The organism is Clostridium sp. ATCC BAA-442 (genome assembly GCF_964239415.1).
In the GTDB taxonomy this organism is placed as follows: Bacteria; Bacillota; Clostridia; order Oscillospirales; family Oscillospiraceae; genus Flavonifractor; species Flavonifractor plautii.
This window is the reverse complement of record NZ_CAXSQB010000044.1, coordinates 1-20,717: the sequence shown is the minus strand read 5'-3', so window position 1 is coordinate 20,717 and position 20,717 is coordinate 1. Positions and strand designations below refer to the sequence as shown.

Genomic DNA, 20,717 nt, shown 5'->3' with positions numbered 1-20,717 from the left:
CTTTGCACTTATGCGTGCATATTAAGTTCTTCTTTTTCGCAGCCCAAACGGGGTGGGTGGAGCCTCACCCGTTGGCCAGCTGGGCCAGACGCCAGCGCAGGCCGGAGTAGCGCCGCTGCTGGCGGTCGTTGGCGGTCATGTGGGCCACCACGTCCTCGTCCCCCACCAGGATCAGGAGCTCCCTGGCCCGGGTGATGGCGGTGTAGAGCACCCCCCGGGTCAGGAGCATGGGCGCCCCCTCGCACACCGCCAGGATCACCGCCCGGTACTCGCTGCCCTGGGCCTTGTGCACCGTAATGGCGTAGGCGGGCTCCAGCTCCCCCAGCATATCAGGGGTATATTCAACCCGGCGGCCGTCAAAGTCCACCGTGAGGAGCTCGGCCCGGTTGTCCACCTCCACCACCTGGCCGATATCCCCGTTGAACACCCCCATGCCGGAGGTGAGGCCGTCCTTCCAGACCACATCGTAGTTGTTGCGCACCTGCATCACCCGGTCGCCCCGGCGGAATATGTACTCGCCGAAGCGGCGCTCCGGCCGGTCGGGGCCGGGCGGGTTCACCGCCTCCTGGATGGCCCGGTTCAGCGACGCGGTGCCCGCCGTCCGCTTGCGGGTGGGGGAGAGCACCTGGATCTGCTCCGGCGGGATGCCCATGTTGTTGGGCAGCCGGGTCTTCACCAGCTCCACGATGGTCTCCGCCGCCCGGGCCGGCTCCTTGCGGCGGAGGAAGAAGAAGTCGTGCTTGTTGTCCCGCAGGTCGGGCAGCTCCCCCCGGTTGACCCCGTGGGCGCTGCGGACGATGGCGCTCTCGGCGGCCTGCCGGAAGATCTCGGTCAGGCGCACCATGGGGATCACCCCGCTGCGGATAAGGTCGGAGAACAGGTTGCCCGGCCCCACGCTGGGCAGCTGGTCGGGGTCGCCCACCAGGATCAGCCGGCACTCCGGCCGCAGGGCGGACAGCAGGCCGTGCATGAGGGTGATATCCACCATGGAGGTCTCGTCCACGATCACCGCGTCGGCCTTCAGCAGGTCGCTTTCATCGTGGGCAAACACCAGCCGGCCGGAGTGGGGGTCGTACTGGGTCTCCAGAAGGCGGTGGATCGTGGTCCCCTCCGCGCCGCACAGCTCCCCCAGCCGCTTGGCGGCCCGCCCCGTGGGGGCGGCCAGGGCGGTCTCCAGCCCCAGGGCATCGAACAGGGCCAGCACTCCACGCAGGGAGGTGGTCTTGCCGGTGCCCGGTCCGCCGGTGAGGAGCATCACCTGGCTGGTGGCGGCCAGCTCCACTGCCTGGCGCTGCTGTGGGGCATAGGTGATGCCCTGCTCGGCCTGGATGCGGTCGATGAGTTCCTCCAGCCCATGGGGGGCCACGATCTCCCCCGCCGCCAGCTCCCACAGCCGGAAGGCCACATACTGCTCCGCCTCGCACAGATCATGGAGGTAGACGGCCTGCTCCCCGGCCACCGGCTCCTCCACCACCTCGCCCCGCTCCAGCAGGGCCTCCAGCGCCTCCTCCAGGGCCTCCTCCCCCACACCGATGAGCTGGGCCGTGGCGGGCAGCAGCTTGCGCCGGGGGAGAAAGGTGTGGCCGTTGTCCAGGTTGTGGGTCAGCTCGAAGAGCAGCCCCGCCTCCAGCCGCTGGGGGTCGTCCCCCTCCATGCCCATAGACAGGGCCAGCGCGTCGGCGTTGGAAAAGTCCACCCCCAGCTCCCGGTCCACCAGCAGATAGGGGTTGCCCCGGATGATCTCCAGGGCCCGGTCGCCGTACTTGCGGTAGAGGGGCATGGCCAACTGGAGGGGCACCTCATGCTCCCCCAGAAACTCCAGCAGGCGGCGCATGCCCATCTGCTGCCGGAAGTGCTCCCCCATGGCCAGGGCCCGCTTGCGGGTGATGCCCTTGATCTGAGTGAGCCGCTCAGGGTGCTCCTCCAGCACCGTCAGGGCCTCCTCCCCGAACTCCTCCACCATCCGCCGGGCGGTGGCGGCGCCGATGCCCCGCACCGCGCCGGAGGCCAGGTAGTCAAAGATGGCCTTGGTGCCTGCGGGCATCCGCCGCTCCACCGCCTCGGCCTTGAACTGCTCCCCGTAGGAGGCGTGGTGCATCCATGTCCCCTGGACTGAGATGCTCTCACCCGGCGCCACGCCGGGCAGGCACCCCACAACGGTGAGCCCCCGCCCCTCCCCCGCGTCCAGGCGGAGCACCGTGTAGCCGTTCTCCCGGTTCTGATAGATGACGGCATCCACGGTGCCCTCGATGTAAGTCAGTTCCGCCTCCTGCATGGATGCTGCTCCCTCCCTTTTCTCACGGGATATCATATCATCTGTGCCCCGATTTGTCGACCGGCAAACGCAGTTTCGTCCGCTTTGCCGCGCCGGAAATGCGCCGCCCGGCCCCTGCGCGCAGAAAAAAGTCCGCCGGCCGGCGGACCCTTTTCATGCCTTGATGTACTCCCCCAGCCGCTCCGCCGGGCAGAGGACGATCCCCTGGCCGCGGGCCAGCAGGGCCGCGGCCCCCGCCCGCCCCGTACCGTCCAGCCCGCCGTCGGCGATGACGATGGTGAAGCGGGCCAGCTCGCCGCCCCGCAGCCAGAGCAGACCCTTCACGTCCTGTTCCAGGTGGGCCCCGTCCCCAGACGCGGGCACCACCGCGTACACCGGACCGCCCCCGCCGCCCCCCACCGGGGTCAGCAGGCGGCCGAAGGTCAGCCAGCCCAGGGCCAGCAGGCCCACCGCCGCCAGCAGGGCCAGGAGCACTTGCCAAATCGCGTTCATTTTCGCTCACCTCCGGGCCATTCTATGCCGGAGCTGAGAAAAAGGCGCTCAGGAGGCGAAAATCGCCACCACGCCCCCCGTGACAAAGGTCATAATCAGCCCCGCGGTGACCACCCCCAGGAAGATGGAGGGAATGGACTTGCGCAGGGGCATATCCAGCAGGGCCGCGATCAGCGCCCCCGTCCACGCCCCCGTGCCGGGCAGGGGGATGGCCACAAAGAGCCACAGGCCGATGTATTTGTACTTCGTTACCTTTTGCCCCTTCAGGTGGGCCTTCTTCTCCAGCTTGTCCACCAGAGCGTTGAGCCTGGGGGATCTGCGGCGCATCCAGTGAAAGATCCGGCGGATATATACGATAATAAAGGGGATGGGGAGCATATTGCCGATGATGCATACCACCAGTGCGTGGAGGGGGGCCAGCCCCAAGGCGGTGCCGAAGGGGACTCCGCCCCGCAGCTCGATCACCGGCACCATGGACACCAGCAGGGTAAGCAGGCTCTCGCCCCAGGTGGTGGAGGTCATCCATTCAAAGAGTTCCAACTGCAACACCTCATCTGTGAAGTCTTTGGTATTGTACCATACGCCCGGGTAAAATAACATTAAAAAAGAGTGAAATTCCAAATTTCTTTCCGCAGACACGGCCTTGTCCGCGCCCCTGAATAGTGGTATAATAATTCGACTATTTTTGGAGAAGCGAGGTTTGGGAACATGACCTATCAGGAAGAATTCATCACCTTTATGGTGCGCGCCGGCGTACTCACCTTCGGAGACTTTACCACCAAGTCCGGCCGCAGGACTCCCTACTTCATCAATACCGGCAACTACAAGACCGGCGCCCAGGCCGCCAAGCTGGGCGACTACTACGCCGCCTGCATCCAGCAGAACCTCCCCGACGGGGTGGACTGCCTCTTCGGCCCCGCCTACAAGGGCATCCCCCTGGCCGTCTCCGCCGCCGCCTCCCTGTACCGCAATTATGGGCGGGATCTCCCCTACTGCTTCAACCGCAAGGAGGCCAAGGACCACGGCGAGGGCGGCGTCATGGTGGGCTGCAAGCCCCAGGACGGCGACCGGGTGGTGATCGTAGAGGACGTGGTCACCGCCGGCACCGCCGTACGGGAGTCCATCGAGCTGTTCCAGCATGTGGCCGACGTAAAGATGCGCGCCCTTATCGTCTCCGTGGACCGGATGGAGCGGGGCACCCGGGCCTGCTCCACCCTGGACGAGCTGCGGGAGGACTACGGCATCGCCGTCTACCCCATCGTCACCGTCCGGGAGATCATCGCCTTTCTCCACAACCGGGAGCTCGACGGCAGGGTGTATATTGACGACGAGATGAAGGGCAGGATGGCGGCCTATCTGGAGCAGTACGGCGCCCGGTAAGAGACGTGGCTCCGAGGACAGGAGGGAGGCGGATGCCCTCATCCGCCTGCTTGAATCCACAGGAAAGGAGATCTTCAGCCATGGGCCCCCACGACGGACACCGCCAGCGTCTGAAAACCGAATTTCTGGCCCGGCCGGACTCCTTCCCGGACCACAAGCTGCTGGAGCTGCTGTTCTTCTACGCCAATCCCCGCAGCGACACCAATCCCCTGGCCCACGAACTGATCGACCGTTTCGGCTCCCTGGCCGGGGTGTTGGACGCCCCGCCGGAGGAGCTGTGCAAGGTCAAGGGCATGGGGAAGCATGGGGCGGTGCTGCTCAAGACAGTGAAAGAGCTGTCCGGTCGCTACCTCACTGCCCGCACCCGGGTAGACGACATCGCCCGGAACAGCCGGGACTACTACCAGCTCCTGCGGCCCTATTTCTTCGGGGCCCGGAACGAGCTGCTCTGCCTGCTGTGCATGGACGGCAAGCACAAGGTGCTGGGCATCCGACGGCTGGGTGAGGGGAACGTCAACGCCGTGGCTATTACCACCCGTCTCATCACCGAGGCCGCCCTCGCCCTCAACGCCGCTGCTGTGGTGCTGGCCCACAACCACGTCTCCGGCATCGCCTTTCCCTCGGAGGATGACATCGCCACCACCCGCAGCCTGGCCCCTTTTCTGGCCAAACTTGGCGTTGAGCTGGTAGACCACCTGATCTTTGTGGACGACGACATGGTGTCTCTCCGGGACAGCGGCTTTTACCAGCCGTAAAAAGGCAGGTTCTAAAATTCTCGGTTGAAATCGAACATTTGTTTTGCTATAATTACCCTGTGAGGTGACGGTATGCCCAAATTCCAAGTAGCCAGCGAATATCAGCCCGCCGGCGTATCCCGGCGGATGAATCCGCCGGGAGCCCTGTTTTTCTATCCCTCCAGACGGAACTGAATTCCGTCTGGACAAGGTTTTGCTTCGCAAAACGCTTGGACGCCGTAGGGCGGCGGCGCGCTTCTGCGCGCGGCTGGCCGCCGTTCCGATTTCCCGACCTGTGAGGTGAGACAGCGCTATGTCGAAATTTCAAGTTGTCAGCGAATATCAGCCCGCCGGCGACCAGCCGGAGGCCATCGCCGCCCTGGCGGCGGGCATTGAGAACGGTCTGGATGAGCAGACCCTTCTTGGCGTCACCGGTTCGGGCAAGACCTTCACTATGGCCAAGGTCATCGAGGCGGTGCAGCGGCCCACCCTGGTGCTGGCCCACAACAAGACCCTGGCTGCCCAGCTCTGCGCCGAGTTTAAGGAATTTTTCCCCAACAACGCGGTAGAGTATTTTGTGTCCTACTACGACTACTACCAGCCCGAGGCCTATATTCCCCACACCGACACCTTCATTGAGAAGGACTCGGCGGTGAACGAGGAGATCGACCGGCTGCGGCTGGCGGCCACCGCCTCCCTGATGGAGCGGCGGGACGTGATCGTGGTGTCCTCGGTATCCTGCATCTACGGCCTGGGCGAGCCGGAGGACTTCGCCAAGATGATGGTCTCCCTGCGGGTGGGAACCCAGATGGAGCGGGAGGAGCTGCTGAAAAAGCTGGTGTCCATCCGCTATGAGCGCAACGATATCGCTTTTGAGCGCAACATGTTCCGGGTGCGGGGGGACACGGTGGAGATCTTCCCCGCCTACTGGAAGGACTCCGCCATCCGGGTGGAGTTCTTCGGCGACGAGATCGACCGTATCAGCGAGATCAACGTGGTCACCGGTGCGGTCATCCGGCGGCTGGAGACCATCCCCATCTGGCCCGCCACCCACTATGTCACCCCCAAGGAGAAGATGGACGCCGCCGTCCAGGAGATTTACAAGGAGCTGGAGGAGCGGGTAGCCTTCTTCCAGGCCAACAACCAGCTTATTGAGGCCCAGCGCATCAAGCAGCGTACCATGTACGACGTAGAGATGATGCAGGAGCTGGGTTACTGCACCGGCATTGAGAACTACAGCCGGGTCATTGAGGGCCGCGCCCCCGGCTCGCCCCCCCACACCCTGCTGGACTACTTCCCCAAGGATTTCGTCCTTTTCATCGACGAGAGCCACGTCACCCTTCCCCAGGTGCGGGCCATGTACAACGGCGACAAGGCCCGCAAGACCTCTCTGGTGGACTACGGCTTCCGCCTGCCCTGCGCCTTCGACAACCGGCCGCTGAAGTTTGACGAATTTCAGAAGCGGCTCAACCAGGTGGTGTACGTCTCCGCCACCCCCGGCGACTATGAACGGGAGCGGTCGGGCCAGATCGTGGAGCAGGTGATCCGCCCCACCGGCCTCCTGGACCCCAAAATCGAGGTGCGGCCCGTGGAGGGGCAGATCGACGACCTCATCGGCGAGATCAACACCCGCACCGCCCGCTCGGAGCGGGTGCTGGTCACCACCCTCACCAAGAAGATGGCGGAGGATCTCACCGCCTATCTGACCAACGCCGGCATCAAGGTGCGCTACATGCACCACGACATCGACACCATCGAGCGCATGGAGATCATCCGCGACCTGCGCCTGGGCACCTTCGACGTGCTGGTGGGCATCAACCTGCTCCGCGAGGGCCTGGATCTGCCGGAGGTGTCCCTGGTGGCCATCCTGGACGCCGACAAGGAGGGCTTCCTCCGGTCGGAGACCTCCCTTATCCAGACCATCGGCCGGGCCGCCCGCAACGCCGACGGCCTGGTGGTCATGTACGCCGACTCCATCACCCCCTCCATGCGCCGGGCCATCGACGAGACCGAGCGCCGCCGGGCCAAGCAGGACGCCTTCAACCGGGAGCACGGCATCGTGCCCAAGACGGTCATCAAGTCCGTCCGCGACGTGATCGACCTGTCCGGCGACAAGGGCGAGCTGCCCCACTCTCAGAAGGCCCTCTCCAAAAAGGAGCGGGAGACTGCCATCGCCAAGCTGGAGAAGGAGATGCGGGAGGCGTCCAAGCGTCTGGAATTCGAGTACGCCGCCGTCCTCCGCGACCGCATCATCGAGCTGCGGGGACATGGGTGAGGGGCATGGCGCTGCCCAGGCGGAAGCCGAACCGGCTGCCAAACTATGATTACAGCCAGGCGGGCTATTATTTCATCACCCTCTGCACAAAAGACAAACAGCCGCTTTTCTGGCAGCCGTCCGTAGGGGCGGATATCATCCGCCCGCCGCAGGGCGTTCCGCTTTCCTCCATTGGCCGCGTGGTAGATGAGGCCATCCGCGCCATCCCGGCGCACTACCCCAATGTTGCGCTGGATAAATTCGTCGTCATGCCCAATCATATTCACCTGATTCTGGCGCTTGCGGAGCCGGACGGGCGGATAATATCCGCCCCTACAAAGCCGCTCTCCACCGTGATCGGCTCTATGAAACGGGCCGCCGCCAGGCGGGCGGGCATTCCCCTCTGGCAGAAATCCTTTCACGACCACGTCATCCGCGGCGAGGCGGACTACCGGCGCATCTGGAACTACATTGATGCCAATCCCCGGAAATGGCGCGAGGACTGCTATTATGTATGACTTGACCGGCCGGCCGGCGGCCTGTTCCCCCGTCCGGCGGCGGAAAGACTTCCCAAATACGTCCGGCGTGAGCCGGGCATGGAATAAGAGGTATGGATTATGAACTATGTGACACTGGGCAAGACCGGCCTGAAGGCCGCTGTAGTCTCCTTTGGCGGTATCCCCATCCAGCGGGCCGACGGGGCCAACACCAAGGCTGTGGTAGATAAGCTGGAGGAGTACGGCATCAACTACATCGACACCGCCCGGGGCTATACCGTCTCCGAGGAGTATCTGGGCGCCGCCCTGGAGGGCCGCCGGGACAAGTTTATCCTGGCAACCAAGAGCATGAGCCGGGACGCCGCCTCCATGGCCGCCGACGTGGAGACCAGCCTGCGCAACCTGCGCACCGGCTACATCGACCTGTATCAGCTCCACAACCTGCCGGAGAAGGACATTGAGAAGGTATTCGGCCCCGGCGGCGCCTACGAGGCCCTGACGGCGGCCAGGGAGGCCGGGAAGATCGGCCACATCGGCGTCACCGCCCACAGCGCTGATGCGCTTAAAATTTTGGTGGAGGACTACGCCGACCGCATTGAAACCGTTATGTTCCCCTATAATATTGTGGAGGATCAGGGGCGGGACGTGCTGGCCCTGGCCCGGGAGAAGGGCATCGGCACCATCGCCATGAAGCCCCTGGCCGGCGGCAACCTGGACGACTGGGAGCTGGCCCTGCGGTACATCGCCGCCTCCGGGGTCATCGACATTATGATTCCCGGCATGGGCTCCCCTGAGGAAGTGGACCGCAACGCCTCTGTGGACCTTGCCGCCCCCCTGACGGCGGAAGAGCTGGCCCGGTGCGACGCCGTGCGGAAGGAGCTGGGCACCCAGTTCTGCCGCCGGTGCGGCTACTGCGCCCCCTGCCCCAACGGCATTGACATCCCCTCCAACTTTCTGATGGCCAACTACGCCCGCAAGTACGGCCTGGCCGGCTGGGCCGAGCAGCGTTACAAGGCTATGCCCTACCACGCCGGCTCCTGCGTCATGTGCGGCGCCTGCGAGAAGCGCTGCCCCTACGGCCTGCCCATCCGCGACATGCTGGAGGGCGTGGCCAAGGTGTTCGGGTACTGAACATGGGCCGGTGGGATATGGGCTGGGACACATTGCTGGTCATGTACGCCCCTTTTCTGCTGGGGCTTGCGGCCTTCGCCCTTATCGCCCTGGCCGTCTGTCCCAGACCGCCCAGGTGGGTGCGCGTATCCGCCGGGGGGCTGGGCTCCGCCCTTCTGCTGTGGGCCCTGTGGGCGTATGTATTTCGTCCCGTGTTCGCCCCCTGACCCGGAGGATGCCGTTCTATGGACAAAACAGAAAAATTCTTCTATCTGCCCCAGGCCACCAACGCCTGCTCTGTGCCCTCCCCGTCCGACGGCCCGTCCTGCACTCCGGAGCCGCTTGAGCCGGAGCCGGAGGGGCCGGCAGGGAGCTACCCCTGCCCCTGCTGCGGGTGCCTCACCTTTCCTGTCCCCAAAGAGAAGGCCATTGCCTACATCTGCCCGGTGTGCTTCTGGGAGAACGACGTGTTCGCCCCGGACGAGGACGCCCCCAGCGATGAAAACCGGGGAATGACCCTGCGGCAGGGCCGGGAAAACTACCGGAAATGGGGGGCCGTGCGGGAGGATCTCGTCCGCCATGCCCGGCCGCCCCGGCCCGGCGAACAGCCCCTGTAAACCCCTGAACAAAGGAGAACCACACGTATGCTCGACCATATTTTCGTCAAAGGCGCGCGGGAGAACAACCTGAAAAACATCGACGTGGACATTCCCCGGGACAAGCTGGTGGTGCTCACCGGCCTGTCCGGCTCGGGCAAGTCCTCCCTGGCCTTTGACACCATCTACGCCGAGGGCCAGCGCCGCTATGTGGAGTCCCTCTCCTCCTACGCCCGCATGTTCCTGGGCCAGATGGAGAAGCCGGACGTGGACTACATCGACGGCCTGTCCCCCGCCATCTCCATCGACCAGAAGACCACCTCCAAGAACCCCCGCTCCACCGTGGGCACGGTGACGGAGATCTACGACTACCTCCGCCTGCTGTGGGCGCGGGTGGGCACCCCCCACTGCCCCAAGTGCGGCAAGGAGATCCAGCAGCAGACCATCGACCAGATCATCGACCAGGTGATGGCCCTGCCCGAGGCCACCCGCATCCAGATCATGGCCCCGGTGGTGCGGGGCAAGAAGGGCACCCACCAGAAGCTGCTGGAGGACGCCCGCAAGTCGGGCTATGTCCGCTGCCGGGCCGACGGCTCGCTCTACGATCTCACCGAGGAGATCCCCCTGGACAAGAACAAGAAGCACAACATCGAGATTGTGGTGGACCGGCTGGTCATCAAGGAGGACATTCACCGCCGCCTCACCGACAGCGTGGAGACCGCCGCCGCCCTGGCCGGCGGCCTGGTGGTCATCAACATTGTGGACGAAGACCGGGACATCCTCTTTTCCCAGAACTACGCCTGCGAAGACTGCGGCATCTCCATCGAGGAGCTCTCCCCCCGCATGTTCTCCTTCAACAACCCCTACGGCGCCTGTCCCACCTGCACCGGCCTGGGCGCCCAGCTCAAGGTGGATCCCGACCTCATCATCCCCAACAGGAAGCTCTCCATCCTGGAGGGCGCCATCACCGCCTCCGGCTGGAACAACATCAAGGGTGACTCCATCTCCCGCATGTACTTTGAGGCCCTCTCCAAGAAATACGGCTTCAAACTCACCACCCCGGTGGAGGAACTGCCGGAGGAGGTCATGGACGTGATCCTCTACGGCACCAAGGGGGAGAAGCTCAAGCTGACCTATGACCGGGAGAACGGCAAGGGCACCCTGATGCAGGCCTTCGAGGGCGTGGTCAACAACCTGGAGCGCCGCTACCGGGAGACCCAGAGCGACGCCATGCGCCGGGATCTGGAGGAGTGCATGGCTGAGCGGCCCTGCCCCGACTGCGGCGGCAAGCGCCTGCGGAAGGAGGCCCTGGCCGTCACGGTGGGGGGTATCAGCATCGACGCCTTCTGCCGCAAGTCGGTGAACGACGCCCTGGCCTTCGTGGACGGCCTGGAGCTCACCCCCCAGAAGCACCTCATCGCCGACCGCATCCTCAAGGAGATCAAGAACCGTCTTGGCTTCCTCCAGAGTGTGGGGCTCCAGTACCTCACTCTGAGCCGGGCCGCCGCCACCCTGTCCGGCGGCGAGAGCCAGCGCATCCGCCTGGCCACCCAGATCGGCTCCTCCCTCATGGGGGTGCTCTATATTCTGGATGAGCCGTCCATCGGTCTGCACCAGCGGGACAACGACATGCTGCTGGACACCATGAAGCACCTGCGCGACCTGGGCAACACCCTGCTGGTGGTAGAGCACGACGAGGACACCATGCGGGCGGCCGACTATATCGTGGACATCGGCCCCGGCGCCGGCGTTCACGGCGGAGAGGTGGTGGCCGCCGGCACCGCCGAAGAGGTCATGAACACCCCCGGCTCCATCACCGGCGACTACCTGTCCGGCCGCAAAAGGATCCCCGTCCCCACCGAGCGCCGCAAGGGCAGCGGGAACTTCCTCACCATCCGGGGCGCGGCGGAGAACAACCTGCGGGGCGTGGACGTGTCCATCCCCCTGGGCACCTTCACCTGCGTCACCGGCGTGTCCGGTTCCGGCAAGTCCTCCCTGGTCAACGAGATCCTGTTCAAGCGGCTGGCCGCCGACCTGAACCGGGCCAAGACCCGGCCTGGAAAGCACGCGGGCATCGAGGGGGAGGAGTTCCTGGATAAAGTCATCGACATTGACCAGTCCCCCATCGGCCGCACCCCCCGCTCCAACCCGGCCACCTATACCGGCCTGTTCAACGACATCCGTGATCTGTTCGCCTCCACCTCCGACGCCAAGGCCAGGGGCTACGGCCCGGGCCGCTTCTCCTTCAATGTCCGGGGCGGGCGCTGCGAGGCCTGCCAGGGCGACGGCCTGCTGAAAATTGAGATGCACTTCCTCCCCGACATCTACGTGCCCTGCGAGGTGTGCAAGGGCAAGCGGTACAACCGGGAGACCCTGGAGGTGCGCTACAAGGGCAAGAACATCTATGAGGTGCTGGAGATGACGGTGGAGGAGGCCCTCCCCTTCTTTGAGAACCTCCCCCGGCTGTACAACAAGCTCCAAACCCTCTACGAGGTGGGCCTGAGCTACGTCAAGCTGGGGCAGCCCTCCACCACCCTGTCCGGCGGCGAGGCCCAGCGGGTCAAGCTGGCCACCGAGCTGGCCAAGCGCTCCACCGGCAAGACCATCTATATCCTGGACGAGCCCACCACCGGCCTGCACACCGCCGACGTGCACAAGCTCATTGAGGTGCTCCAGAAGCTGGTGGACGTGGGCAACACGGTGGTGGTCATCGAGCACAACCTGGATGTGATCAAGACCGCCGACCACATCATCGACCTCGGCCCCGAGGGCGGCGACGGCGGCGGCAATATCGTCGTCACCGGCACCCCCGAGGAGGTGGCACAGTGTGCCGCCTCCTACACCGGGCAGTATCTCAAGCGGATGCTGTAAAAAGCGGCCGCCGGCGCTGCCCACCAAGCGTTTTGCCTCTGGCAAAACCTTGATGCCGGGCGGATTCACTCCGCCCGAGCAGATAAAATCAATCCGGGGCCCCCGCGCGGCCTGCCGCGTGGGGATTGGCGACGGCGGCGGCAACATCGTCGTGACGGGTACTCCAGAGGAGGTGGCCGCCTGCGAAGCCTCCTATACCGGCCGGTACCTCAAGCGGATGCTGTAAGAAACGCCCCCGCCGTACCGGGGACGTACTCGCCCGGTTTTTCCTCCACCCGGCCGGGCGGAGGAAAAACTTTTTCTTGCCAAGCGACCGGATTTCTGATATCATAGAGTGAAATTTGGCGGCGGCAGGAGGAATGGAACATGGAGTACCGGATGTTTCTTTGGCTTCACCTGGGTATCTCCATTCCATTTCTCTAAAGCAATTGCTTTTTCGTTGAAAAAGCAATTGCTTTTTTTCTGCCCAATGCCCAAACGAGAGAGGAGACACGTATGAGTCACAAATCCACCCCCGGAAGCGAGCCCATCTATGACGCCCGGACGCTTGGCCTGCCCAAGATGCTGGTGCTGGGCCTCCAGCACCTGTTCGCCATGTTCGGCGCCACCGTCCTGGTCCCCATTCTGGTCCAGGGCTACGGCCTGCCCCTGTCCATCCAGACCACTCTGTTTTTCGCCGGCATCGGCACCCTCTTCTTCCATATTTGCACCCGCCTGAAGGTACCCGCCTTTTTGGGCTCCTCTTTCGCCTATCTGGGCGGCTTCTCCGCCGTGGCCGCCCTGGATTCCGGCGCCTATGCCACAATGGAGCCCTCCGTCAAGCTCCAGTACGCCTGCGGCGGCATTGTAGTGGCCGGCCTGCTCTATGTGATTCTGGCCGCCGTCATCAAACTGGTCGGCGTAAAGAAGGTCATGCGCTTCCTGCCTCCTGTGGTCACCGGGCCCATCATCATCCTCATCGGCCTCAACCTGGCCCCTAACGCGGTAAGCAACGCCTCCTCCTGCTGGTGGCTGGCCCTCCTGTCCATCGCGGTCATCGTCGCAGCCAACATCTGGGGGAAGGATATGGTTAAGATCATCCCCATCCTTCTGGGCGTGGTGATCCCCTATCTGGTGGCTGTGGCCGCCAATGCCCTGGGGGCCACAGCAGTGGACGCCTCCGGCTCGGTGATCCCCCTGATGGACTTTTCCGCCGTGACGGCTGCCGCTCCTATCGGCCTGCAACCCTTCTTCACCGACTTCACCGGCTCGATCGCCAGGTTTGATGTGACCTCCATTCTGGTCATGGCCCCCATTGCCGTGGCTGCCATGATGGAGCACATCGGCGACATGTCCGCCATCTCCGCAACCGTGGGCGAGAACTTCCTGGAGCGCCCCGGTCTCCACCGCACCCTCATCGGGGACGGCATCGCCACCTCCCTGGCCGGCCTGTTCGGCGGCCCGGCCAACACCACTTACGGTGAGAACACCGGCGTGCTGGTCCTCTCCCGTGTATACGATCCCAAGGTGGTGCGCCTGGCCGCGGTGTACGCGGTGGTGCTTTCCTTCTCCCCTGCCTTCGCCGCCCTGGTCAACTCCATCCCCACCGCCATCATCGGCGGCGTGTCCTTCATCCTGTACGGCATGATCTCCGCCATCGGCGTGCGCAACGTGGTGGAAAATCGGGTGGACTTCACCAACTCCCGCAACCTGATCATCGCCGCTGTCATCCTGGTGTGCGGCTTGGGCTTCTCCGGCGGAATTACCTTTCCGGTGGGCGGGGCCCATGTGACCCTGACTAATCTGGCCATCGCCGCCATCGCGGGTATCGCCCTCAACGCTATCCTGCCGGGCAAGGACTACGAGTTCGGCTCCGATGTCACCGAGGGCCGTTCCGGCGACTTCGGCCGCTATTGATCACGAGGGGGGGGGGGGGGGGGGCCCCCCCTTTTTCGCCCCCTCTGATCTTATTCTTTTTTTCAAATCTGATGTTTGAAACAATGTCAGTTTCCCGCTATAATGGGGACACACCAAGAGGATTGGAAGTGTTCGCCATGAAAAAGAACGCCATGAACCCCCATCGGCTGGCTGTGCTGGCCATGATGACCGCCGTGGTCTTCGCCGTCAATTTTCCCCGCATCATCATCCCCCTGCCCACCGGGGAGACCTCCTTCACCCTGGCCAACATTGCCTGCGTACTGTCTGGTATGCTCCTGGGGCCCTTGGGCGGCCTGGCTTCCGGCCTGGGCTCCGCCCTCTACGACCTGACCAACCCTATCTTTGCCCCAGAGTGCTGGCTCACCTTTCTCACCAAGGGCGCGATGGGCTTGGCGGCTGGGCTGGTGTTCCGCACTCCGGAACAGCGAGAGACGGCCTCCTACCGCCGCTGTCTGGCCTCCTCACTGGTTGGCTGCCTGACCTATTACCTGCTCTACTTCTCCAAGTCCCTGTTCTATGACAACATGCTGGTGGGCGGCCTGCCCTTTGCCGCAGCGGCCCTGCTGCTCCCCCTGAAAATCCCCGCCTCCCTCTTCAACGCGGCGGCGGCCATCGCCGCCGCACCGCCCCTGTGTCTGGCCATCCGGGCGGCCCTGCGGCGGGCCCATCTCCGCCTGGAGTGAGCCTCCATTCGGGAAACCCGCTGTTGACAAGCTCCTCGATCGGACGTACAATAGGTAGGGAATTCCGGTTCCATTTTTCGTCTTCTTTCACAAAATACATTTAGGAGTGGAATTGACATGGAAGAGAAGAAGTATACCTCGCTGATCCGTCTGCGCATGTCCGCGAAGGACGCACACTATGGCGGCAACCTGGTGGACGGCGCGCATATGGTGCACCTGTTCGGCGATGTGGCCACCGAGTTGCTGATCCAGTGTGACGGCGACGAGGGCCTGTTCTGTGCCTACAACAACATTGAGTTTAAGGCCCCGGTCTACGCCGGCGACTTCATCGAGGCCTACGGTGAGATCACCCACATCGGCAACACCTCCCGCAAGATGAAGTTTGAGGCCCGCAAGGTGGCCGTGCCCCGCCCTGACATCAGCGACTCCGCCGCCGATTTCCTGGCTGAGCCCATCGTGGTGGCCGTGGCCGAGGGTACCTGCGTGACCCCCAAGAAGTGCCAGCGCATCCCTCACTAAGTCCTTCCATACATCCAAAAAGCAGCCCTGTCCGCCCTGCGGACGGGGCTGCTCTTTTGTAGCAGGGGGCCGCTCAAATTCCGCGTTGTCACCGCCCGGCCCTTGTGCTATAATACCACTATACTTTACCGCGTAAAATTGCGAAGGAGATTTTACTTATGCGCAGCGACAACGTGACGAAGGGCGTGGAGCGCGCCCCCAACCGCTCCCTGTTCTACGCCCTGGGCTACACCAAGGAGGAGCTGGAGCGCCCCCTCATCGGCGTGGTGTGCTCCTACAACGAGATCGTCCCCGGCCACATGAACCTGGACAAGATCGCCGAGGCCGTCAAGGCGGGCGTCCGCGCCGCCGGCGGCACGCCGGTGGAGTTCCCCGCCATCGCCGTGTGCGACGGCATCGCCATGGGCCACATCGGCATGAAGTACTCCCTGGTCACCCGGGATCTCATTGCCGACTCCACCGAGGCCATGGCCATCGCCCACCAGTTCGACGGGCTGGTGATGATCCCCAACTGCGACAAGAACGTGCCCGGCTTGCTCATGGCCGCCGCCCGGGTGAACGTCCCCACCATCTTCTGCTCCGGCGGCCCGATGCTGGCCGGGCGGCTGGAGGACGGACGCCGCTCCTGCCTGTCCCACATGTTTGAGGCGGTCGGGGCCTATAAGGCGGGCAAGCTGGACGAGGCGGGCGTGGAGGACTATGAAAACAACGCCTGCCCCACCTGCGGCTCTTGCTCCGGCATGTATACCGCCAACTCCATGAACTGTCTCACCGAGGCCATCGGTATGGGCCTGCGGGGCAACGGCACCATCCCTGCCGTGTGGTCGGCCCGGCTGCGCCTGGCCAAGCATGCCGGTATGCAGATCATGGAGCTGGTGGCAAAAAACATCCGCCCCCGGGACATCATGACCCCCGCCGCCTTCCACAACGCCGAGACGGTGGACATGGCCCTGGGCTGCTCCACAAACACCATGCTCCACCTGCCCGCCATCGCCCACGAGTGCGGCATCGAGCTGGATCTGGATCTGTCCAACGAGATCTCCTCCAAAACCCCCAACCTGTGCCATCTTGCCCCCGCCGGGGATACCTATATGGAGGATCTGGAGGGCGCGGGCGGCGTGTACGCCGTCATGAAGGAGCTGACGAAGAAGGGCCTGCTGGACACCAGCGTGCTCACCTGCACCGGAAAGACCCTGGCCGAGAACCTGGAGGGCGTGGTCAACCGCAACCCTGAGCTGATCCGCCCCATCGAGAACCCCTACTCCGCCGACGGCGGCATCGCCGTGCTCAAGGGCAACCTGGCCCCCGAGGGCTGCGTGGTGAAGCGCTCCGCCGTGGCCCCTGAGATGATGCTCCACACCGGCCCCGCCCGGGTCTTCAACTCCGAGGAGGAGGCCATCGAGGCCATCTACGCCGGGAAGATCGTCCCCGGCGACGTGGTGGTGATCCGCTACGAGGGCCCCAAGGGCGGCCCGGGTATGCGTGAGATGCTCAACCCCACCTCCGCCATCTGCGGCATGGGGCTAGGCGAGTCGGTGGCCCTCATCACCGACGGCCGCTTCTCCGGCGCCACCCGCGGGGCCTCCATCGGCCACGTCTGCCCCGAGGCCGCCCAGGGCGGCCCCATCGGCCTGGTGGAGGAGGGGGACATCATTTCCATCGACATCCCCGCCTGCAAAATCGAGCTCCAGGTGGACGAGGCCACCCTGGCCGCCCGGCGTGCCAAGTGGATCTGTCCCGAACCCAAGATCAAGACCGGCTATCTGGCCCGGTATGCAAAACTGGTCACCTCCGCCGCCCGGGGCGCCGTTCTGGAATAACCAAAAGCTCCCTCGGGGTCAAACCCCGAGGGAGCTTTTGATTATAGTTCCGGAGTGTTGTTGCCGTAGGGGCTCTGGTAGCCGCCTGGGCCGTTGTTCTCCCGGTAGGAGAGGGAGCCATGGGTCACCCAGTCGTAGAAGTTGGCCTCCGTGCCGTTCATGTAGGGGTTGAGCCACAGGCTGAACGCCCCCGCAGCCACCGTACCCAGCAATGTGCCCAGAGCGGGGCTGAACAGCGTGCCCAGGCCGATCCCCACCAGCTCCACCAACGCCACCAGGAGGAGCCAGCCGAAAAAGGACCAGTCTAAAATGAACAGCTCCCCCTTCCACCCCTTCATCGCCTGCTTGCTCTGAGTGATGGATTCCAATGCGCCCATCTCGGGGTGATCCAGCAGAAAATAGGTGGCCAGGCGGTAGCGGTAACTGAAAATGACCATCATCACCATACCGCCGATGAGCAGAAGGATGGCCAGCATCATCAGCCCCATGCTCCCCAGCAGGGCGGCAAGGATCATCACCACCATATAGGGCACCATGAACAGCAGGCCCCACAGGCTGAGGAAAATGGAGGTCAGCAGACTGACCAGAATAGCCCGGCCCAGGGCTGCAAAGCCGTCAAACAGCCGCCGGTAGCCCGGCTGCTCCCCCCGCGCCATCCGCAGGGCGTAGGATGCATAGCCGAAGTTCATCACCCAGAAGTATACATTGAGCAGCAGCGAAACCAGCATATACACTGCCACCATACCGGGCGACAGCAGACTCTTGAAGATGAACATCGGGTCGTAGGCCCCGTCAAGCAGGTACAGATATGCCGTATAGAGCGCATCATAGATCGGGTTTGTCAGCACAAGTCCCACCAGATAGCTCACTCCGGTGGTCAACAGGACAAAGACCAGGGTCACCAGCATGGGGTTGGGGTCGGTATTCCGCATGGCTGCCTTGGCCAGCCGTTTTGCCTCGGGTCGGTTGAAGCCCATCGCGATCCCTCACATTCTCATTTTATTTGTGAAGATATCATATCATACCGCTAGACTGATTGCAAGGCCGGCAGCTCCATCCAGATCCGCACGCCTCCCGCCCGGTTCTCCGCCCAGCAGGTCCCCCCGTGGGCTGCCGCCGCCGTCCTGACAATGGCCAGCCCCAGCCCCGTACCCCCAGTAGCGCGGCTGCGGGCCGCATCCCCCCGGTAGAATGGCTCAAACAGGTGGGTCAGCTCCTGGGTGGTGAGACTGGGGCCGTCGTTGTCCACCGCCAAGCGGAGCCAGCCGCCTGCCCGTTCCAGCCGCACCGACACCGCGCCCCCCTCCGGCGTATACCGCAGGGCATTGGAGGCCAGGTTTTCCACCGCGCTCTCCAGCCGTGCCCGGTCGCCGAATACCTGTCTAGGCTCCAGATTCAGCTTCAGGTGGAGCCCCTTTCGCTCCAGTGGGAGGGCCAGCCGGTCAAAGACCGCCCGCACCAGGGCGTCCATCGCCAGCACCTCCCGGTGCAGCGCCCCGCCCTCCTCCATGCGGGAGAGCTCCAGCAAGCTGCCCACCAGAGCGGCCATGCGGTCGCTCTCGTCCAGCACCACGTCCAGGTATTCCCCCCGCCGGGCCGGGGCAATGTCCTCCCTCAGCGCCTCCGCGTGGGTGCGGAGCACCGCAAGGGGGGTCTTCAGCTCATGGGCCGCCGCCCGGGTGAAGGCCCGTTCCCGGCTGAGCTGCTCCTCCAGCCGCCCCCGGCCGGCGTTGACCGCGGTGGCCAGTGTGTTCAGTTCCCGGATAGGGCCGTCCTCCGGGCATGGCTCTCCCGCCTTTGCTCGGGCGGAGAGTTCCTCCACCGGCTCCGTCACCCGCCGGGACAAGTACCGGGTCAGTCCCAGCAGTACCAGCACCATCAGGAACAGGGTGCTGGCATAGAGGGGAAGATTCTCCCGCAGGGCTGGAATGAGCACGCCGCACTGGACGGCCACATAGTACAGCTCCCCGGTCTCGGCGCTGTATCCGCCGCCCGCGAAGCCGCCGTCCCGGAGAACAGTCCGGTCTTCTCCCGCCAATTCCCGGTCAAGAATAGCCTGGGCCTCCCGGATGTTGGCCAGCCTCCGGGACATGTCGGTAGGGCCGTTCTCACCTCCTGTACTGTTACTCCAAGACCAAGAGGGCATTAGAGCGCTGCGCAGCTCCAGGTGGCGCAGCACCACGGTGTCGGTGGGCTCCCCCTCCAGCTGGGTCTCCACCACCAGCTCCGTGGAGCCGTCGGGGTGGATCAGCTCGATGCGCTTCACCCGCAGGGTGTTCCCCTCCTCCACCCAGCCGGTGAGGCGGGCATAGGTGCCATCCCCACCGGCGGCGCTGTCCGGAGGATAGAGGGAGTAGCCTGCACCTTTCCGGTGGGCCATCATCCACTCCGCCAGGGCGGCCTGCCCGGTGTCGTCCAAGCCGCTGTCCAGCTCCAAATACCACCGCTCCCCCACGTCCACGCCGTTCTCGTGGCCGTAGCCCCAGGCCAGTTGGGAGCGGATCACCGCTCCCGCCCCATCCCGCACCACCAGAGCTATGCCACCGTCCAGGTAGCTCAAGTACAAGGCAGCGGAGCTCAGGTTGTTCCGCAGGATCGCCGCTGCCTCCGCCCCCAGGCCGTTGTTCAGATTGTTCTGATAGTATTCCAACTGCTCGTCCAGCTCGTCCCGTGCGTTGCGGTAGGCTGTATACACGTCATCCTCCAGCCGCTGGCACCTCCACTGGGTGAGCAGGGCCATAGTGCCCAGCCACAGCAGGACAAATGTAGCGGCCAAGGGAATCGCTATCCACCGTCGAAGAGGTCCAGTTCTCCTCCTATCCATGCGCTCCCTCCTCCAGCTTGTAGCCTACCTTGAACACCGTCCTGATCTGTTTTCCCGCCGGGCCGAGGGCGGCGCGGAGGACCTTGATCCGGCCGTCCACCGCCCGGTCTCCCCCCTCGAAGTCGATGCCCCACACCTTGTCCAGAAGCTGCTCCCGGCGGAGCACCTGGCCCTTGTTGCGCATCAGGCAGAGCAGCAGCTCGTACTCTCTGGGCGGGAGGGCCACCAGACGGCCGCCCACCGTGCAGGCCCGGCGGCCCGGCTCCAGGGTGATCGCCCCGCAGGCGAGTGTCTCCGCGCCCCCTCCCCGGCTGCGGCGGATAAGCGCCTCGGTTTTGGCCAGCAGCACCGCCAGGGAGAAGGGCTTGGTCACATAGTCGTCCGCCCCCAGGGCATACCCCCGGAGCACATCCTTCTCTCCCCCCAGGGCAGTGAGAAACAGAATGGGCACGCCGCTGCCCTCCCGCACCGCCCGGCAAACTGCAAATCCGTCCAGGTTGGGCATGAGCACGTCCAGCAGCACCGCGTCATAGTCCCGCTCCCGCAGCCGCTCCAGGGCCTCCTCTCCGTCCTTTGCCAGCGCACAGGTCAGCCCGTGGGCGGTAAAGTAGTCCCGGATGATGGTGCGCAGACGCTCCTCGTCCTCCGCCACCAGAATATGCGCCTCCACGGCCGTCCCCCCCTTTCCATGACAGTATAGCACACAGATGTGCCGAACGGATGCCGAAGGCCCCGGAGCTTTGCT

General features: G+C 64.4%; 18 protein-coding genes. 12 read left to right on the top strand and 6 right to left on the bottom strand.

All coding sequences use genetic code 11. From position 1 onward, the window contains the following. Window positions 1-64: 64 nt before the first annotated feature. The 3 genes from recD2 to ACESY8_RS15365 all read right to left on the bottom strand — a co-directional run bounded on the left by recD2 (window position 65) and on the right by ACESY8_RS15365 (window position 3,307). On the bottom strand, window positions 65-2,275 hold the full coding sequence (recD2, locus tag ACESY8_RS15375; RefSeq protein ID WP_434307737.1) for an SF1B family DNA helicase RecD2: 2,211 nt from the start codon (window positions 2,273-2,275) through the stop codon (window positions 65-67). A 153-nt stretch (window positions 2,276-2,428) separates the two neighbouring features. Beyond that, entirely contained in the window at window positions 2,429-2,767 is a 339-nt protein-coding gene (locus ACESY8_RS15370; protein WP_498794834.1) for a hypothetical protein, read from the bottom strand. 48 nt (window positions 2,768-2,815) lie between these two features. Further along, the gene (locus tag ACESY8_RS15365) at window positions 2,816-3,307 is read right to left on the bottom strand and encodes a COG2426 family protein (RefSeq protein ID WP_024725047.1); all 492 of its coding nucleotides are present in this window, start codon (window positions 3,305-3,307) and stop codon (window positions 2,816-2,818) included. A 168-nt stretch (window positions 3,308-3,475) separates the two neighbouring features. Between ACESY8_RS15365 and pyrE the strand changes: the two genes are divergently transcribed. The 12 genes from pyrE to ilvD all read left to right on the top strand — a co-directional run bounded on the left by pyrE (window position 3,476) and on the right by ilvD (window position 17,148). Further along, window positions 3,476-4,147 carry an orotate phosphoribosyltransferase gene (pyrE, locus tag ACESY8_RS15360; RefSeq protein ID WP_054339069.1) on the top strand — a complete coding sequence of 224 codons (672 nt, stop codon included), beginning with the start codon at window positions 3,476-3,478 and terminating at the stop codon, window positions 4,145-4,147. Window positions 4,148-4,227: 80 nt separating this feature from the next. Further along, window positions 4,228-4,902, top strand: a complete 675-nt coding sequence (locus ACESY8_RS15355) for a JAB domain-containing protein (protein ID WP_007491175.1) — start codon at window positions 4,228-4,230, stop codon at window positions 4,900-4,902. A 292-nt stretch (window positions 4,903-5,194) separates the two neighbouring features. Further along, the gene (gene uvrB, locus ACESY8_RS15350; protein WP_434307739.1) at window positions 5,195-7,156 is read left to right on the top strand and encodes an excinuclease ABC subunit UvrB; all 1,962 of its coding nucleotides are present in this window, start codon (window positions 5,195-5,197) and stop codon (window positions 7,154-7,156) included. 5 nt (window positions 7,157-7,161) lie between these two features. Next, complete coding sequence (locus tag ACESY8_RS15345) at window positions 7,162-7,653, top strand: transposase (RefSeq protein ID WP_021632769.1); 492 nt, start codon at window positions 7,162-7,164, stop codon at window positions 7,651-7,653. Between the two features lie 99 nt (window positions 7,654-7,752). Beyond that, entirely contained in the window at window positions 7,753-8,763 is a 1,011-nt protein-coding gene (locus ACESY8_RS15340) for an aldo/keto reductase (protein WP_021632770.1), read from the top strand. 2 nt (window positions 8,764-8,765) lie between these two features. Further along, window positions 8,766-8,969 carry a hypothetical protein gene (locus ACESY8_RS15335; RefSeq protein ID WP_054339068.1) on the top strand — a complete coding sequence of 68 codons (204 nt, stop codon included), beginning with the start codon at window positions 8,766-8,768 and terminating at the stop codon, window positions 8,967-8,969. An 18-nt stretch (window positions 8,970-8,987) separates the two neighbouring features. Further along, the gene (locus tag ACESY8_RS15330; protein WP_054339067.1) at window positions 8,988-9,359 is read left to right on the top strand and encodes a CPCC family cysteine-rich protein; all 372 of its coding nucleotides are present in this window, start codon (window positions 8,988-8,990) and stop codon (window positions 9,357-9,359) included. 27 nt (window positions 9,360-9,386) lie between these two features. Beyond that, window positions 9,387-12,209, top strand: a complete 2,823-nt coding sequence (gene uvrA / locus ACESY8_RS15325; protein ID WP_044942743.1) for an excinuclease ABC subunit UvrA — start codon at window positions 9,387-9,389, stop codon at window positions 12,207-12,209. 495 nt (window positions 12,210-12,704) lie between these two features. Continuing rightward, complete coding sequence (locus tag ACESY8_RS15320; RefSeq protein WP_204682597.1) at window positions 12,705-14,105, top strand: uracil-xanthine permease family protein; 1,401 nt, start codon at window positions 12,705-12,707, stop codon at window positions 14,103-14,105. A 137-nt stretch (window positions 14,106-14,242) separates the two neighbouring features. Continuing rightward, a complete protein-coding gene (locus ACESY8_RS15315; protein ID WP_007488194.1) occupies window positions 14,243-14,809 on the top strand; it encodes an ECF transporter S component in 567 nt (188 codons plus the stop codon). A 117-nt stretch (window positions 14,810-14,926) separates the two neighbouring features. Then, entirely contained in the window at window positions 14,927-15,328 is a 402-nt protein-coding gene (gene kal, locus ACESY8_RS15310) for a 3-aminobutyryl-CoA ammonia lyase (RefSeq protein ID WP_007488193.1), read from the top strand. Window positions 15,329-15,486: 158 nt separating this feature from the next. Then, the gene (ilvD, locus tag ACESY8_RS15305; RefSeq protein WP_009257506.1) at window positions 15,487-17,148 is read left to right on the top strand and encodes a dihydroxy-acid dehydratase; all 1,662 of its coding nucleotides are present in this window, start codon (window positions 15,487-15,489) and stop codon (window positions 17,146-17,148) included. A gap of 41 nt (window positions 17,149-17,189) precedes the next feature. On the opposite strand, the gene ACESY8_RS15300 is transcribed toward ilvD, so the two are convergent. Genes ACESY8_RS15300 through ACESY8_RS15290 form a run of 3 tightly spaced genes read right to left on the bottom strand, consistent with a single transcriptional unit; the run spans window position 17,190 to window position 20,642 of the window. Next, on the bottom strand, window positions 17,190-18,125 hold the full coding sequence (locus ACESY8_RS15300; RefSeq protein WP_054339066.1) for a DUF975 family protein: 936 nt from the start codon (window positions 18,123-18,125) through the stop codon (window positions 17,190-17,192). Window positions 18,126-18,175: 50 nt separating this feature from the next. Further along, window positions 18,176-19,924: a sensor histidine kinase gene (locus ACESY8_RS15295; protein WP_498794833.1), complete on the bottom strand. Its 1,749-nt coding sequence runs from the start codon at window positions 19,922-19,924 to the stop codon at window positions 18,176-18,178. A 40-nt stretch (window positions 19,925-19,964) separates the two neighbouring features. Further along, a complete protein-coding gene (locus ACESY8_RS15290) occupies window positions 19,965-20,642 on the bottom strand; it encodes a response regulator transcription factor (RefSeq protein WP_174888206.1) in 678 nt (225 codons plus the stop codon). Between the last annotated feature and the right edge of the window lie 75 nt (window positions 20,643-20,717).

What these genes read in the sequence shown, in the direction of transcription:
- recD2 (WP_434307737.1), bottom strand. Translation starts at nt 2,275, where the DNA reads ATGCAGGAGGCGGAACTGACTTACATCGAGGGCACCGTGGATGCCGTC.
- ACESY8_RS15370 (WP_498794834.1), bottom strand. Translation starts at nt 2,767, where the DNA reads ATGAACGCGATTTGGCAAGTGCTCCTGGCCCTGCTGGCGGCGGTGGGC.
- pyrE (WP_054339069.1), top strand. Translation starts at nt 3,476, where the DNA reads ATGACCTATCAGGAAGAATTCATCACCTTTATGGTGCGCGCCGGCGTA.
- ACESY8_RS15355 (WP_007491175.1), top strand. Translation starts at nt 4,228, where the DNA reads ATGGGCCCCCACGACGGACACCGCCAGCGTCTGAAAACCGAATTTCTG.
- uvrB (WP_434307739.1), top strand. Translation starts at nt 5,195, where the DNA reads ATGTCGAAATTTCAAGTTGTCAGCGAATATCAGCCCGCCGGCGACCAG.
- ACESY8_RS15345 (WP_021632769.1), top strand. Translation starts at nt 7,162, where the DNA reads ATGGCGCTGCCCAGGCGGAAGCCGAACCGGCTGCCAAACTATGATTAC.
- ACESY8_RS15340 (WP_021632770.1), top strand. Translation starts at nt 7,753, where the DNA reads ATGAACTATGTGACACTGGGCAAGACCGGCCTGAAGGCCGCTGTAGTC.
- ACESY8_RS15335 (WP_054339068.1), top strand. Translation starts at nt 8,766, where the DNA reads ATGGGCCGGTGGGATATGGGCTGGGACACATTGCTGGTCATGTACGCC.
- ACESY8_RS15330 (WP_054339067.1), top strand. Translation starts at nt 8,988, where the DNA reads ATGGACAAAACAGAAAAATTCTTCTATCTGCCCCAGGCCACCAACGCC.
- uvrA (WP_044942743.1), top strand. Translation starts at nt 9,387, where the DNA reads ATGCTCGACCATATTTTCGTCAAAGGCGCGCGGGAGAACAACCTGAAA.
- ACESY8_RS15320 (WP_204682597.1), top strand. Translation starts at nt 12,705, where the DNA reads ATGAGTCACAAATCCACCCCCGGAAGCGAGCCCATCTATGACGCCCGG.
- ACESY8_RS15315 (WP_007488194.1), top strand. Translation starts at nt 14,243, where the DNA reads ATGAAAAAGAACGCCATGAACCCCCATCGGCTGGCTGTGCTGGCCATG.
- kal (WP_007488193.1), top strand. Translation starts at nt 14,927, where the DNA reads ATGGAAGAGAAGAAGTATACCTCGCTGATCCGTCTGCGCATGTCCGCG.
- ilvD (WP_009257506.1), top strand. Translation starts at nt 15,487, where the DNA reads ATGCGCAGCGACAACGTGACGAAGGGCGTGGAGCGCGCCCCCAACCGC.
- ACESY8_RS15300 (WP_054339066.1), bottom strand. Translation starts at nt 18,125, where the DNA reads ATGGGCTTCAACCGACCCGAGGCAAAACGGCTGGCCAAGGCAGCCATG.